13 protein-coding genes and 1 tRNA gene are annotated in these 14,569 nt (G+C 64.3%); 12 read left to right on the top strand and 2 right to left on the bottom strand.

Annotated elements, in window-relative coordinates; genetic code table 11:
* The first annotated feature begins 37 nt into the window (after positions 1-37).
* The 12 genes from QM741_RS15915 to QM741_RS15860 all read left to right on the top strand — a co-directional run bounded on the left by QM741_RS15915 (position 38) and on the right by QM741_RS15860 (position 11,011).
* The gene (locus QM741_RS15915; RefSeq protein ID WP_415208621.1) at positions 38-892 is read left to right on the top strand and encodes a TIM barrel protein; all 855 of its coding nucleotides are present in this window, start codon (positions 38-40) and stop codon (positions 890-892) included.
* Between the two features lie 34 nt (positions 893-926).
* Positions 927-2,003 carry a Gfo/Idh/MocA family protein gene (locus QM741_RS15910; protein ID WP_415208620.1) on the top strand — a complete coding sequence of 359 codons (1,077 nt, stop codon included), beginning with the start codon at positions 927-929 and terminating at the stop codon, positions 2,001-2,003.
* A gap of 89 nt (positions 2,004-2,092) precedes the next feature.
* Positions 2,093-2,959 carry a MurR/RpiR family transcriptional regulator gene (locus QM741_RS15905; RefSeq protein ID WP_415208619.1) on the top strand — a complete coding sequence of 289 codons (867 nt, stop codon included), beginning with the start codon at positions 2,093-2,095 and terminating at the stop codon, positions 2,957-2,959.
* A gap of 394 nt (positions 2,960-3,353) precedes the next feature.
* Positions 3,354-5,258 carry a threonine--tRNA ligase gene (gene thrS, locus QM741_RS15900; protein WP_415208618.1) on the top strand — a complete coding sequence of 635 codons (1,905 nt, stop codon included), beginning with the start codon at positions 3,354-3,356 and terminating at the stop codon, positions 5,256-5,258.
* Between the two features lie 42 nt (positions 5,259-5,300).
* A complete protein-coding gene (infC, locus tag QM741_RS15895) occupies positions 5,301-5,822 on the top strand; it encodes a translation initiation factor IF-3 (RefSeq protein ID WP_415209145.1) in 522 nt (173 codons plus the stop codon).
* Positions 5,823-6,089: 267 nt separating this feature from the next.
* The gene (gene rpmI, locus QM741_RS15890; RefSeq protein ID WP_018973532.1) at positions 6,090-6,287 is read left to right on the top strand and encodes a 50S ribosomal protein L35; all 198 of its coding nucleotides are present in this window, start codon (positions 6,090-6,092) and stop codon (positions 6,285-6,287) included.
* A 12-nt stretch (positions 6,288-6,299) separates the two neighbouring features.
* Positions 6,300-6,659 (top strand): 50S ribosomal protein L20, encoded by a 360-nt coding sequence (rplT, locus tag QM741_RS15885; protein ID WP_347262556.1) that lies wholly within the window; start codon positions 6,300-6,302, stop codon positions 6,657-6,659.
* Between the two features lie 99 nt (positions 6,660-6,758).
* Complete coding sequence (pheS, locus tag QM741_RS15880; protein WP_415208617.1) at positions 6,759-7,754, top strand: phenylalanine--tRNA ligase subunit alpha; 996 nt, start codon at positions 6,759-6,761, stop codon at positions 7,752-7,754.
* 63 nt (positions 7,755-7,817) lie between these two features.
* Positions 7,818-10,193, top strand: coding sequence for a phenylalanine--tRNA ligase subunit beta (pheT, locus tag QM741_RS15875; protein ID WP_415208616.1), 2,376 nt, complete (start codon positions 7,818-7,820; stop codon positions 10,191-10,193).
* 1 nt (position 10,194) lies between these two features.
* Positions 10,195-10,497 carry an integration host factor subunit alpha gene (locus QM741_RS15870; RefSeq protein ID WP_018973528.1) on the top strand — a complete coding sequence of 101 codons (303 nt, stop codon included), beginning with the start codon at positions 10,195-10,197 and terminating at the stop codon, positions 10,495-10,497.
* Entirely contained in the window at positions 10,478-10,834 is a 357-nt protein-coding gene (locus tag QM741_RS15865) for a MerR family transcriptional regulator (protein ID WP_415208615.1), read from the top strand. Before QM741_RS15870 ends, QM741_RS15865 begins: the two co-directional genes overlap by 20 nt.
* A 100-nt stretch (positions 10,835-10,934) precedes the next feature.
* Positions 10,935-11,011, top strand: a tRNA-Pro gene (locus tag QM741_RS15860).
* Between the two features lie 89 nt (positions 11,012-11,100).
* Here QM741_RS15860 and QM741_RS15855 read toward each other — a convergent pair.
* Together QM741_RS15855 and QM741_RS15850 are read right to left on the bottom strand one after the other, a co-directional pair.
* Complete coding sequence (locus QM741_RS15855) at positions 11,101-12,573, bottom strand: DUF1501 domain-containing protein (RefSeq protein ID WP_415208614.1); 1,473 nt, start codon at positions 12,571-12,573, stop codon at positions 11,101-11,103.
* 3 nt (positions 12,574-12,576) lie between these two features.
* Positions 12,577-14,502, bottom strand: a complete 1,926-nt coding sequence (locus QM741_RS15850) for a DUF1800 domain-containing protein (RefSeq protein WP_415208613.1) — start codon at positions 14,500-14,502, stop codon at positions 12,577-12,579.
* Positions 14,503-14,569 lie beyond the last annotated feature (67 nt).

Genomic DNA, 14,569 nt, shown 5'->3' with positions numbered 1-14,569 from the left:
CAATTTTCGGACTCAACTACTACTTAAAGGCAACATCATGCTATCGATCGGCAACGCCCCTTGTTCCTGGGGCATCTACTACCCGAAGGACAACCGCTATACGCCAGACCAGTACCTCGACCAGGTGCGCGAGGCGGGCTATGCGACGACCGAGCTCGGCCCGCTCGGCTTCCTGCCGACCGACGCGGCGCAGCTCAAGGATGCTCTCGCAGCGCGCGGCCTGGCGCTGACCGGCGCGACGCATGTGCACACGCTCGCCGATTCGTCCACGCGCGGTGCGCTGCTCGCGATGATCGACCAGCTCGGCAGGCTCGTCAGCGATGCCGGTTCCCGCCACGTCGTCATCATGGACGAGGGCAACTGGTATCCGCCCGGCAAGCGCGGTGTCGTCGACGAGGCCGGCTGGAAGACCGTCGTCGGCATGGTGCGCGACGCGCAGGAGCGGCTGGCCGGGGAATACGGCATTGCGATGACGTTCCACCCGCATCTCGGCACCTGCGTCGAGCGCGAGGCGCAGATCGATCGCCTGCTGCAGGACACCGCGGTCAATCTTTGCTTCGACACCGGCCATCACGCGGCCTGGGGACAGGATCCGGCGGCGTACATGCGCAAGGTGTGGACGCGCATCGGCTATGTGCATTTCAAGAGCGTCGACGCGAAGGTGCGCGAGCGCCTCGTGCGCGGCGAGATCGACACGACGCAGGCGTCTGAGGCCGGGATCTTCGCTCCACTGACCGACGGCGTGGTGGACATGGCCGCCGTCATGGCGCTGCTTGCCGAAAAGCACTACGCGGGGCCGTGCATCATCGAGCAGGACTGGAGCCCGACCCAGACCGAAGAGCCGGTCGTGCTTGCGCGCAAGAACCTTGTCTATCTGCAAAGCCTGCAGTGAACATCAACGTCGTCTTGAATCGAAGGAAGTTCGCATGACCATGAGAGTTGGATTGATCGGCCTGGGCGAAGTCGCCCAGCTCATGCACCTGCCGCTGCTCGCGGACGATGCGCGCTACAGGATCGCGGCGGTGAGCGACGTCTCGCCGAGCCTGACCGCGCACGTCGCGCAACGCTACGACGCGCGCGCGCATGCCGACGCCGAGGCGCTGCTCGGCGACAACGAGGTCGACGCGGTATTCATCCTCACGCCCGACCACCTGCATGCCGATCTGCTCGCGCGCGCGATGGATGCGGGCAAGCACGTCTTCATCGAAAAGCCGGTGTGCCTGAACGTCGAGCAGTTGCTGCCGCTGATCGAACGCGCGCGCGGCTACGACAAGACGATCTTCGTCGGCTATATGCGCCGCTTCGCGCGGCCGTTCCTCGAACTCAAGAAGCGTCTGCCGGCGTCGAGCGAAGTCCAGCATGTGCGCGTGCGCGATCTGATCTGCGAGGCGCCGTTCTTCGTCGCGCAGACGCGGCCCGTGTTCAAGCCGATCGACGTGCCGCAGGCCGTGATCGAGGAGGGCAGGGCGCGCACGCAGGCGATGCTGCGCAGCGTCGTCGGCGCCGACGCGCCCGCGGCGGCCGTGCGCGGCTACCAGGTGCTGACCGGCCTTTCCTCGCACAGTTTCTCGGCGATGCGCGAGCTGTTCGGCGTGCCGCGCGTGTTCGCCGCGCGCCAGCGCAACGGTGGCGAGGCGATCGCCGTGCTGTTCGACTACGGCCACTTCACCGCGGTATACGAAGCGGTGACCAACCATATCGCGCGCTTCGATTCGGGTATCGACGTGCTCTGCGACCGCGCGATGTTCCGCATCAACTACGACACGCCGTACATCCGCCACTTGCCGACGCGGCTCGAGATCACGCGCTCGGGCGATCGCGAAACCGTCACCGAGATCGTCGGGCCGTTCCACGAGGATCCGTTCCGCGGCGAACTCGATGCGTTCTTCGATGCCGTCGTCAATGGCGGGCCGGTCAAGACCACGCTCGAAGACTCGCTGGCCGATCTCGAGCTGTTCGCGCAGGTCGGCAAGCTGTTCGCGCAGGAGGCGCGGTCGGCGTAGCGGTCGAGGCGTCCCAGCCGGTATCCTCTGGCGCGCGGAGGAGCTCTGTCGCCGGTTCCTCGATCGCGCCCATTCCAGGAGTCCCGCCCTTGGCCGTCAGCAATGCAGTGGACCAGTTCATGCAGCGCGTCGCCGACGAGTTCGAGTCGTTGCCGCGCCAGTTGCAGGGCGTTGCGCGTTACCTGGAGCAGCATCGTTCGAGCATCATGCTGCAGAAGGTCAACGACGTCGCGTCCGGCTCCAGCGTGCATCCTTCCGCGGTGGTGCGCTTCGCCCAGCGTTTCGGCTACTCCGGCTTCAGCGAGATGCAGGCGGTGTTCCGCGACGCCTACCGCGAGCGCGCCGAACCGTCGGGCAGCTACCAGCACCGCATCCGGCGCGTCATTGCCGAGCGGCCCGAGAAGCTCGACGAGACGCAGATCGCGCGCAGTTTCATCGACGCGTGCCGGGTCGGCCTTGACGAACTGGTCGAACGCTTCGATCCGGTGCGTTTTCGCGCCGCGGTCGATCTGCTCGCCCAGGCCGAGCACATCTACATCGTCGCCGTGCGCCGGTCGTTCGCGATCGCGAGCTACATCGCCTATGCGCTCGGCCATACGCAGAAACGCGTGCATCTGGTCGACGGGCTCGGCGGCATGCATCGCGAGCAGATCCACAGCATCGGCAAGGGCGACGCGCTGATCGCGATCAGCTTTCCGCCCTACGGCAAGGAAACGCTGTTCTGCACGCGCCTGGCGCGCCAGCGCAAGGCCAAGGTGATCGCGATCGGCGAGTCCGACCTCGGGCCGTTGGGCGCGCTCGCCAACGTCCTGCTCAAAGTCGACGAAGGCAGCGTGTTCGCGTTTCGCGCGCTGACCAGCACGATCTGTCTGTGCCAGGCGCTGTTCGTCGCGCTCGCCTACCGGCTGGAGCTCAAACCGAACGAGGCCGCCCACAGCGGCGACTACGACGCGTGATCCCGCATGGGGTCGCGAATAGCGTCCGTTCACAGTAGCCGATCCCGGATTTCGAAGCTGCCGCGGCACTGCCGGCCAAACTTGCATCGAAAAGCGGCATGGGTCCCTCCGGTTCTCGCCGGGAGATTTTTTCGTCGCAAACGGCGTTCTTGTGCGGTTGCCGGCTCTAGGGTAGGCTTTGCCGCATCAGTCGAATGAAGGCGGCGTGCGGGCAACCGGCAGCCGAGTGTGCGACATGAGCACTAGCGCGATTCACACTTGAAAACTCCTTGGCTGGGGCCACCTTTCTGACAGGCGCTCGGCGCCTTTTTTGTTGGATTGTTTTTGCCGCCGTAGGTAGCGGCGGAAGCCGAAAGGCGGCCGTTCATCGCCGCATTTTTCACGAAGAACCATCATGATCAACATCACTCTCCCCGACGGCAGCCAGCGCCAGTTCGAGCACGCCGTGTCCGTGGCCGATGTCGCCGCGTCGATCGGCGCCGGTCTGGCCAAGGCCGCGCTGGCCGGCAAGGTCGACGGCCGCCTCGTCGATACGAGTTATCCGATCGAGTACGACGCCAATCTCGCGATCGTCACCGACAAGAGCCCCGAGGCGCTCGACATACTGCGCCATTCGACCGCGCACCTGCTCGCGCAGGCGACGCAGCGCCTGTTCCCGGACACGCAGGTCACGATCGGCCCGGTGATCGACAACGGCTTCTACTACGACTTCGCGCGCAAGACGCCGTTCACGCCGGAAGACCTCGAAAAAATCGAGGCCGAGATGAAGAAGATCGTCGCCGAGAATTTGCCGGTTTCTCGCAGCGTGATGTCGCGCGACGACGCGGTGAAGTTCTTCCGCGGCAAGAACGAGGAATACAAGGCGCAGATCATCGAGTCGATTCCGGCGAACGAGGAGCTGTCGCTGTATTCGCAGGGCGAGTTCGTCGACCTGTGCCGCGGCCCGCACGTGCCGAACACGAACAAGCTGCGCGCGTTCAAGCTCATGAAGGTCGCCGGCGCGTACTGGCGCGGCGACTCGAACAACGAGATGCTCCAGCGCGTCTACGGCACGGCGTGGCTCAACGACAAGGATCTCAAAGCCTACCTGACCCAGATCGAGGAAGCGGAGAAGCGCGACCATCGCAAGATCGGCAAGCAGCTCGACCTGTTCCACGTGCAGGAAGAGGGGCCGGGCCTCGTGTTCTGGCATCCGAAGGGCTGGTCGATCTGGCAGGTCGTCGAGCAGTACATGCGCCGCGTGTACCGCGAATCGGGCTATCAGGAAGTGCGCTGTCCGCAGGTGCTCGACGTATCGCTGTGGCAGAAGTCCGGCCACTGGGACAACTACAAGGAGAACATGTTCTTCACCGAATCGGAGAAGCGCACCTACGCCTTGAAGCCGATGAACTGCCCGGGCCACGTGCAGATCTTCAACCACGGCCTGCACAGCTATCGCGACCTGCCGATCCGCTACGGCGAATTCGGCGCCTGCCATCGCAACGAGCCGTCCGGCGCGCTGCACGGCATCCTGCGCGTTCGCGGCTTCACCCAGGACGACGGCCACATCTTCTGCACGGAAGACCAGATCGAGTCGGAAGTGACGGCATTCCACAGGCAGGCGCTCCAGGTCTATTCGGATTTCGGCTTTACCGATATTTCGGTGAAACTCGCCCTGCGCCCGGAAAAGCGCTTGGGTTCCGATGAGTTCTGGGACCGTACCGAGGAAATGCTGCGTCGCGCACTGCGCGCGACAGGCGTGGCGTGGGAGGAGCTTCCGGGCGAGGGCGCGTTCTACGCGCCGAAGATCGAATACCACCTGCGCGATTCCATCGGCCGCTCTTGGCAGTTGGGCACGATGCAGGTCGATTTCTTCATGCCAGAACGACTTGGCGCCGAATACGTGGACGAACGTTCGCAACGCCGCACGCCGGCGATGCTGCACCGGGCCATCGTCGGTTCGCTGGAACGCTTCATCGGCATCCTGATCGAGCATCACGCCGGCCAGTTCCCGGCCTGGCTCGCGCCGGTGCAGGCGGTGGTGATGAACATTACCGACGCGCAGGCCGGTTTCGTCGAGGAAACGGCGCAAGCCCTTGTCCGGCAAGGTTTCCGCATCGAGGCGGATTTGCGCAACGAGAAAATCGGCTATAAAATACGCGAACACACGTTGCAGAAGATTCCGTACCTTCTCGTGGTCGGCGATCGCGAAAAGGAACTCGGGCTCGTCGCCGTGCGTGCGCGGTCGGGCGAGGACTTGGGATCGATGACGATTTCCGGGTTCGCCGACAGACTGCGAAACGAATTCAAGAATTCTTGATATCTCTTTGAATTCCTTTAATTAATTACCGGAGACACATTTATAGCCACTGAAAAAGCTAACCGCAAGAACACGGAGATTCGTGTTCCGCGGGTGCGCGTCATCGGCGCCGAAGGAGAGCAGGTAGGCATCCTGTCGCGCGACGAAGCGCTGACGATGGCTTCCGATCTGGGTCTGGATCTGGTCGAAATCCAACCGACCGCCGATCCGCCCGTTTGCCGCATCATGGACTACGGCAAGTTCAAGTTCGAGCAGCAGAAGAAGGCGCACGCGGCCAAGCGCAAGACTAAGCAGGTCGAGATCAAGGAGCTGAAGTTCCGCCCCTCGACCGAGGACGGCGACTACAACGTGAAGCTGCGCAACATGAAGCGCTTCCTCGAAGAAGGCGACAAGGTCAAGGTCGTCGTCCGCTTCAAGGGCCGCGAAATGGCGCACACGGAGTTGGGCGAGCAGATGGTCAAGCGCATCCAGGCGGACGTTGCCGAGGAAGCGGTGGTCGAAAGCTTCCCGCGCTTCGAAGGCCGACAGATGGTGATGATGGTGGCGCCGAAGAAGAAGCAGTAGCTTTTCTTCCCTTCTCCCGGTGGGAGAAGGTGCCCGAAGGGCGGATGAGGGAAGCGCCTTTCAGGTTGTCGTGGAATAGCGAGCGTGCGAAGCTTTTCCCTCATCCGGCGCTTCGCGCCACCTTCTCCCGGTGGGAGAAGGGAAGCAAAAAGATTGGAACCCGCCTGCGGCGACGCAGGCTTAAACAAGCTAAGCCGGAGCAGGATGGAAAGTGCAGCGACGCTGCCGCTCGGGCGAGTATACAAATCAACCCAAGGAGACTGGGCCATGCCCAAGATCAAGACCAATCGGGCCGCCGCCAAGCGGTTCCGCAAGACGGCGTCCGGCAAGTACAAGGCCGGCCATGCCTTCAAGAGCCACATCCTGACCAAGAAGTCGACCAAGCGCAAACGCGGTCTGCGCGGTCCCAACATCGTGCGCAAAGAAGACTCCGGTCGCATCGCGCGCATGCTTCCCTACGTGTAAGGAGACGAAACCATGGCACGAGTCAAACGTGGTGTCGTCGCCCGCCGTCGACACAAGAAGATCATTTCCCGCGCGAAGGGCTACTACAACGCCCGCCGCAAGGTTTTCCGCGCCGCCAAGCAGGCGGTCATCAAGGCCGGCCAGTACGCCTACATCGGCCGCAAGCAGAAGAAGCGCCAGTTCCGCGCGCTGTGGATCGTGCGCATCAACGCCGGCGCGCGCCAGTTCGGCCTGTCCTACAGCCGCCTGATGAACGGCCTGAAGAAGGCCAACATCACGGTCGACCGCAAGGTGCTCGCCGACATCGCCGTGCACGACATCGCGGCATTCGGCGCGCTGGCTGAAAAAGCGAAAGCCAGCCTCGCGGCGTAATCAGCCACGCAGCATCCGCAGCGCTTCCGCGTGCTGCGATGATTACTCGGGAGCGGGCCTTCAGGCTACGCTCCCTTGTTTTTTGCAAACGGGAAAAACGTGAGCGAACTCGATATCCAAGTCGATCGGGCATTAGGCCAGATCAAAGACGCCGCTTCACTCGACGCGCTCGACGCATTGCGCGTTTCGCTGCTCGGCAAGACGGGCCTCGTCACCGAGCAGTTGAAGTCGCTCGGCAAGCTGCCGCCGGACCAGCGCAAGGCGCATGGCGAGAGGGTCAATCGCGCGAAAGAAAGCCTCAACGACGCCATTCTCGTGCGTCGCGAAATGCTGGAGCAGGCTGCACTGGATGCGCGCCTCGCGTCGGAATCGATCGACGTCACCCTGCCGGGCCGCAACGGCCAACGCGGCACGCTGCACCCGATCACGCGCACGTTCGAGCGCATGATCGACATCTTCTCGCGCCTTGGCTACGAGGTCGCCGACGGCCCCGAGATCGAGGACGACTGGCACAACTTCGAAGCGCTGAATTTCCCGCCGCACCATCCGGCGCGCGCGATGCACGACACATTTTATTTCCCCGACGGCCGGCTCCTGCGCACGCATACGTCGCCCGTGCAGATCCGCGCGATGACCGGCCGTACGCCGCCGCTGCGCGTGATTGCGCCAGGCAAGGTCTATCGCTCCGATTCCGACCAGACCCATAGCCCGATGTTCCATCAGCTCGAGGGCCTGCTCGTCGACGAGACCTCGACGTTCGCCGACCTGAAAGGCACGCTCGCCGAGTTCGTGCGCGCGTTCTTCGAGCGCGATTTCGAGATGCGTTTCCGACCGAGCTACTTCCCGTTCGTCGAACCGGGCGCCGAGGTCGACATCCGCTGGAACCGCGAGGACGGCTCGACCGCATGGCTCGAAGTGCTCGGCTGCGGCATGGTCCATCCGAACGTGCTGCGCGCCTGCCGGATCGATCCGGAGAAATACACCGGCTTCGCCTTCGGCATGGGCGTCGAGCGCTTCGCGATGCTGCGCTACGGCGTCGACGACCTGCGCGCGTTCTTCGAGAACGACGTGCGGTTTCTCAAGCAGTTTGGATAACACCACAGACATCGTCATTCCCGCCTGCGCGGGAATGACGATCAAAAGAAACGGCGAGCCCCAATGAAATTCTCCGAAAACTGGCTGCGCGAACTCGTCTCCGTCGATGCGACGCGCGACGAGTTGTGCCACAAGCTGACGATGGCCGGCCTCGAAGTCGAGGGTGTCGAAGCGATCGGTTCCGCGCTCGAAGGCGTGGTCGTCGCCGAGATCGTCGAATGCACGCAGCATCCGAATGCGGACAAATTGCGCGTGTGCAAAGTGGCGATCGGCGAGGAAGTCGTGCAGATCGTCTGCGGCGCGCCGAATGCGCGGGCGGGGTTGAAAGCGCCGCTGGCGACCGTCGGCACGACGATGCCGAACGGCATGCCGATCAAGAAGGCCGCGCTGCGCGGCGTCGATTCGTTCGGCATGCTCTGTTCGGCGAAGGAGCTCGGCATCGACGCGGACGCTTCCGGCCTGCTCGAACTGCCCGGCGATGCGCCGGTCGGCAAGCCGCTCGCGGAATATCTGCAACTGCCCGATGCGGCGATCGAAATCAAGCTGACGCCCAATCGCCCCGACTGCCTGTCCGTGCAGGGCGTCGCGCGCGATGTGGCGGCGATCTTCGGCGTGGCTGTCGCCGCGCCCGCGATCGCGACTACCGCCGCGACGACAACGCACGAGCGCAAGGTCGAACTGCAGGCCGGCGCCGACTGCCCGCGCTACTGCGGCCGCCTGATCGAAGGCATCGATGCGAACGCGCGCACGCCATTCTGGATGGCCGAGCGCCTGCGCCGTAGCGGCTCACGGCCGATCAGCCTGCTCGTCGACGTGACCAACTACGTGCTGCTCGAAATGGGCCAGCCGCTGCACGCGTTCGATGCGGCGACGCTGACCGGCGCGATCGGCGTGCGCCGCGCGCGCGGGGGCGAGAGCCTGAAACTGCTCGACGAGTCCGAAGCCAAGCTCGATCCCGAATTCCTCGTCATCACCGACGCCGACAAGCCGGTCGCGCTCGCCGGCATCATGGGCGGCTACGAGACGCGCGTGACCGACGCGACGCGCGACGTGTTCCTCGAAGCCGCGCATTTCGCGCCGACCGCGATCAGCGGCCGCGCGCGCAAGCTCGGCATGCACACCGACGCCTCGCACCGTTTCGAGCGCGGCGTCGATCCCGAATTGCCTCGCCGCGCGCTCGAACGCGCGACGCAGCTGATCGTGGAGTTCGGCGGCGGCAAGGCGGGGCCGATCACCGAGGCGATGCTGCCGCAGTTCCTGGTTCCGCCGGCGGCCGTGACACTGCGTCGCGCGCGCCTGAAGCGTGTGCTCGGCATCGACGTCGCCGATGCGGACGTGGCGCGTATCCTGACCGCGCTCGGCATGCAGATCGAAGCGGTGGCGGAAGGTTGGCTCGCCACGTCGCCGACCTGGCGTTTCGATATCGCGATCGAGGAGGATCTGATCGAGGAAGTCGCGCGTATCCACGGCTACGAAAAAATCCCGACGACGACGCCGGCTGGCGAGATCCGCGTCGCCGAGCCATCGGAAACGCGCGTCGACGAGGCTGCGCTGCGCCGTCAGCTCGCCGCTCGCGATTATCGCGAAGCGGTCACCTACGCGTTCCTCGATGCGGAGTTGCTCAAGCGCTGGCGGCTCGACGTCGGTGCGATCGCGCTCGCCAATCCGCTTGCCGCCGACCTCGGCACGATGCGCACCTCGCTGCTGCCGGGCTTGGTCTCGGCGCTGATCGCCAATCGCCGTCGTCAGCAGGAGCGGGTGCGGCTGTTCGAGGTCGGCAAAGTGTTCAGGCACGGCACTGAGGGAGCGGTCGAAACCGTCCGCATCGCCGGCGTCGTCTGTGGCAACGCACACGAATTGCAGTGGGCCTCGGACCGGCGCGCGGTCGATTTCTACGACGTGAAGGGCGACGTGGAGTCGCTGTTCGCGCTGAGCGGCGATGCGGGCGCGTTCCTTACCACGGCATCCGCGGCATGTTGGTTGCACCCCGGGCGTTCCGCGGACGTGCTGCGCGGCGGCGCGGTCGTCGGCAGTTTCGGTTCCTTGCATCCCCGACTGTTGAAGACGCTGGATTTCGATGTCGACGTCTACGCCTTCGAGTTCGACATGGAACCGCTCGTCGCGCGTGCGCTGCCGCGCTGTGCGGCGGTGCCTAGATTCCCTCTGGTGCGCCGCGATTTGTCGTTCGAGCTACAGGAAAATGTGAGCTACGCCACAGTCGAGGCAGCCGTGCGCCGCGCCGTCGGCAGGATTCTGCGCGAAGTTTTCGTATTCGACCGTTATGCCGGGCCAAATCTCGCACAAGGACTAAAAAGTGTCGCCATCGGCTTGATTTTGCAGGATGATTCGCGCACTCTTACCGATGCCGATGCGGATCATGGCGTCGGTTTGGCAGTCGCGGCGCTGGAACGCGACTGCCAGGCGAGATTGAGGGGGTAGGATGACGGCACTCACCAAAGCGGAAATGGCCGAACGTCTGTTCACGGACGTCGGCCTGAACAAGCGCGAGGCGAAGGAATTCGTCGACGCGTTTTTCGACGTCGTGCGCGAGGCGCTCGAACGCGGCGAACAGGTCAAGCTCTCCGGCTTTGGCAATTTCGATCTGCGCAAGAAGAACCAGCGACCCGGACGCAACCCGAAGACCGGCGAGGAGATCCCGATCTCCGCGCGCCGAGTGGTAACGTTCCGCCCCGGACAGAAGCTCAAGCTCAAAGTCGAGTCCTATGCTGGATCAAGGCAGTAACAACGAACTGCCGGTCATTCCGGCCAAGCGCTACTTCACGATCGGTGAAGTCAGCGAGCTGTGCGCGGTCAAGCCGCACGTGCTGCGTTACTGGGAGCAGGAATTCTCGAACCTCAAGCCAGTCAAGCGCCGCGGCAACCGCCGTTACTACCAGCGCCACGACGTGCTGATGATCCGCCAGATCCGCGCGCTGCTCTACGACCAGGGCTTCACCATCACCGGCGCGCGCCAGCGCCTCGAAGGCCAGCAGGCGCGCGCGGAGACGAGCATCTCCAACCAGATCGTGCGCCAGGTGCGCATGGAACTGGAAGAAGTGCTGCATATCCTCAAGCATTGATCCATCGACATCTGTTAGAATTCGGCTGTTATTGAAAAGTGCGGCCCAAGGATGGCCGCTTCGTGATTTTCGCGATCAGGGACGATTGCAAAAACAACGTCGGGGCGTAGCGCAGCCTGGTAGCGCATCTGCCTGGGGGGCAGGGGGTCGTGGGTTCGAATCCCGCCGCCCCGACCAACGATCCAAATAAAAAGCCACCGCGTGCGGTGGCTTTTTTCATTTCATCTTCGTGCTATCAAGGATCCGCGACGGAACGTCGCCGAGAGTCAAACGAACCCGAGATTCCGCATCGTGAAATTGGCGAGATTGGGAAACAGCAGCGCGATATCGCTGGCACCGAGGCCGAACCAGCTCGCAAGGGTCGCCGAGTATTGGTCCACCGACGTGGTCGGAATCATCTGGCCGTAGCCGGCGTCGTTCGGATTGGACGCCGACAGCGCCAGGCTCGGCATCGCCGCGGTGCCGGTACCCGCGAGGTTGTCGCCGTAGAACTTGCCGCCCTTGACCGCGCCGCCGACGACGAGATGGTGTGAGGCCCAGCCGTGATCGGTGCCGTCTTCGTTGCAGGACAGCGTGCGGCCGAAATCCGAGGCGGTGAACGCGGTCGCGGTCGATGCGAGACCGTACTTGTTCAGCGCGTTGTAGAAACCGGCGAGCGATTTCGACAGCACGCCGAACAATCCCTGCTGCACCGGCAACTCGTTGTCGTGCGTATCGAAGCCGCCGGTGGAAACGAAAAACACCTGCCGCTTCTGCCCGGTGTAGCCGGTGACGTTGTTGTTTGCCGCCCAGATCAGCTTGGCCACGGTGCACAGCTGGCGGTCGAGATCGCCGTCGCTGATGTTCGGGAAGAACGATTCGAACGGCGGCTTGGCCGGGGGACTGGTCGCAGCGCTGGTCGCAGCATTGATCGCCGCATTGATCTGCGCGGCCGTTTCGATCGAGTGGTTCATCTGCGCGGCGTAGGTGCGCTCGAGCGCATTGGCCTGCGTGCCCGAGGCGCGCAGCGCATCGAAGGCGCTCTGCAGATTGTTGGCATTGTCGTCCCACGAGTCGGGCGCGTCGATCGTCGCCGCGCTGTCGGGGTTCATGATGTAGTTGTTGCCGCTGTCGCCGCGAATGAACGCGTCTTCGCCGGCCAGCGAATTGAGCATCGGCAGCGCCGAAGTATTCACGCTGGCGAGCAGGTCGCAGATGCGTCCGCCCCAGCCCGTGCTCGGCGCGTTCGACGGCGGCGAGGATTGCCAATAGGCCTGCTGGTCGTTGTGCGAGAACAATTGCGGTGGCAGGGCGACGCTGCCGCCCTGATATTGCGCCTTGGTCACCGGCCGCACGAGCGTGCCGACGTTGGCGACGATGCCGACCGGGCTGTTCGCCTGGTTGAACAGCGCCTGCAGTTCGGGCATCGAGGAATGGAACCCGTAGCTGCCGCCGTCGCCCGGCGAGCCGGCACCCGACGCGGGCGCGTTGAGCGCGAGCAGCGTGTTCTTTGCCAACGCGATTGTCGGCCGCACGGCCTGGTATTGCGCGTAGTGCGTGGCATCGGTCGGCACGACCAGGTTGAAGGCGTCGTTGCCGCCGTAGAGGAAGACGCAGACCAGCGCCTTGTAGTCGCCGAAGCTGTAGTTCGCCTGCGCGGCGGCGCGCACGAGCTGCAGGTTGCCGAAGGCGGAATAGACGCTGGCGCCGAGCGCGGCCTGCACGGTCCGGTTGAGGAATTTGCGACGGTCAAAGTTCATGGGTCACTTCTGGATCGCGTATTCGGGGGAGGTGAAGATCAGATACAGCGCGCGCTGGATGCGCGCGATGCGCCAGTCCTGGGTGCCGTTGTTGTCCCACCAGTGGTCGATGCGGTTGAGGTAGTTGATCAGCGTCGTGCGCATGTACGCGGACATCTGCCCGCCCAGGAAGCGGACGTTGTAGGCGTCGACGAGCCGGTCGGCGGGGTCGGAGGGGCCGCCCTGGCCGCTGCCGGCGAGCGCGAGGTCGCGCGCGTGGTCGATCGCGACGTTGCCGTAATCGTCGTCCGCGTCGCAGGTGTCGTTGACGTCGAGCCACATCGCGCGCGGCAGCACGTCGTTGGTGACTTCGGCGACCTGCGAATCGGTCGTGATCTGGAATTCCGGTCCGTACAGCTTCTTCGTCGTCATCTCGCCGGGCGGCACGAATCCCGGCGTGAAGAAGTTGAACACGGAATTGGCGTACAGCGGCTGCTGGTTGAACAGGTAGTTGGTCGCCCAGGCCGAATACCAGCCGGCGTAGCGATACGGGCGGTTGGCGTAGTGCTCGGTATACGAGCCGCTGTCGGTCTGCCGCAGCGTGTCATGGCCGCAGCGATGCTGCGCGCCCATCGCCCGCCAGATGTGCGAGAGGCGCAGCAGCGGCTCGCGCAATTTGCCGAAGGTATCCGGATATTTCCTCGCGCCGTTGCGCGCCTCGTCGTCGAGCAAGATCGCGCTGACCACAGCCTTGAGGTCGCCGCGCACGCCCGAACCGTTGTCGTTGAACGCCGCGGCGACGCGCTGCGCATAGGCCGGCGAAGGATTGCTCGTGACCAGACGCTGGATCAACTGCCGTGCGATGAATGGCCCGACGTTCGGATGATTGAAGATGTTGTCGAGCGCGAACTTGAGATCGCTCTGCGGCGTGCCGCCGTCGACGAGCAGACCGCCGTTCGCCGCGCCGGCGTAGTTCAGCAGTTGCTTGCCGGAGAGGTCGTCCGGCGCGCGCGTGCCGTTGTCGTGATAGTCGGCGAACGCGGCCATCGGCTGTTGCATGTTCGCGCCGGTGTCCCAGTCGACCTCGCAGTCGCTGAAATTGTCGTGATCGGCCGGCACGCAGTCGGACCAGTTCCAGCCGGTGAACACGTGGGCGAAGGCCTTGACCGTGTCCTGCGTATAGGTCGGCACCGGCTGTCCGTCGACGAGTTGCTCGCTACCGTCCTGGTTGAGCATGGTCAGTCCCACGCTGAACAACTGGTTGGATTCGCGTGCGTAGTTCTCGTCCGGATGGATGTTCTTGGTCGAGTCGGCGCGCTGGTTGCTCAGCATGTTGAGGTAGACGCCCATCGCCGGGCTCAGAGTCACGTCTTCGAGCAATTGGCGATAGTTGGCGAACGCATCGTTGACGAGAACGTCGTAGAAGTAGGCCTGGCCGTTGGGAAACTCGTCGATCAGGGTGTTCTTGGTCGAGACGACGAAGATTTCCGACAGCGCGAAAGCGACGCGCTGGCGCAACTGGTCGCGGTGGATCACGCCGGGATCGGCCGGATCGGGGCCTCCTAGCGCGCCCAGCCACCAGGCCTCGAGCATGTGGTCGGTGGTGAAGGGCTCGTGCAGCGTGTTTTCGACCCAGTTGCGGTAATCCATGCGCCGCGTGGCTGGCGCGGTGAACTGGTCGGCGAGCCATGCCGTATAACCCATCGCCTGCAACTGCGTTATGTCGGCGTCGGTGGGGCCGAACGTCACCTGCGCGAGGAAACGCGAGGCTTCGGCGGCACTCGGCGCCGCGGCCTGCTGCGGCGGACGCGGCAGGACGGGACGGCCGGGAGTGGGCGAAACCCGCGGCGGCCCGGCCGCGGATGCAACGCAACCGAGGGCGAGCCCCATGCCGAGCGCCAGCGCACGCAGAAAACACGGGATTGCCGCGCTGGATGGAGAAATTCGCATGAACTGCCTTGCTGCCCCAATTCGAACAGCATAGCGCAGCGACGCGACGGAAAATGTGCGCGATTAG

The sequence above is a fragment of the Rudaea sp. genome, assembly GCF_047601565.1.
GTDB lineage: Bacteria > Pseudomonadota > Gammaproteobacteria > Xanthomonadales > Rhodanobacteraceae > Rudaea.
The sequence above is the reverse complement of the archived record's forward strand: the minus strand, read 5'-3'. Positions and strand labels throughout refer to the sequence as shown.